Origin of the sequence: Aequorivita aurantiaca (genome assembly GCF_030410135.1) — a bacterium.
Taxonomy (GTDB): Bacteria; Bacteroidota; Bacteroidia; order Flavobacteriales; family Flavobacteriaceae; genus Aequorivita; species Aequorivita aurantiaca.
Window position 1 is genome coordinate 1 of record NZ_JAUGQQ010000050.1, and the last position, 312, is coordinate 312.

1 protein-coding gene is annotated in these 312 nt (G+C 45.5%); it reads right to left on the reverse strand.

Annotated elements, in window-relative coordinates:
• On the reverse strand, nucleotides 1-312 hold a 312-nt coding region (locus tag QRD02_RS14535; RefSeq protein ID WP_290255653.1), incomplete at both ends, for a hypothetical protein.

Below are 312 nucleotides of genomic sequence, written 5' to 3' on the forward strand. Positions count from 1 at the left end.
ATCCAGTACGTAGTAGCCGCACCAACTTGGCCCGGTAGGTTTACATCGGCAATATCAAGCTCTACGCTCCAAGCGTCAAAGCCAAAGTTACCACCAACGACAACTTGTGAATCTGGCACCAAACTTAATTGAGAGGTAACCAGGGCACCAGGTGCGCCGGAACCATTGTCTTCATATATGAAAACATCCACATTGTCAGCATTCACTCCAGAACCAATGGCACCAATAAATGCATTGAAGGTAATAGATTCCAAAAGCATGTCTTCACCATCAGCAACCGTTAAATCGTTTGCAGTGATTCGGCCTAAGTTT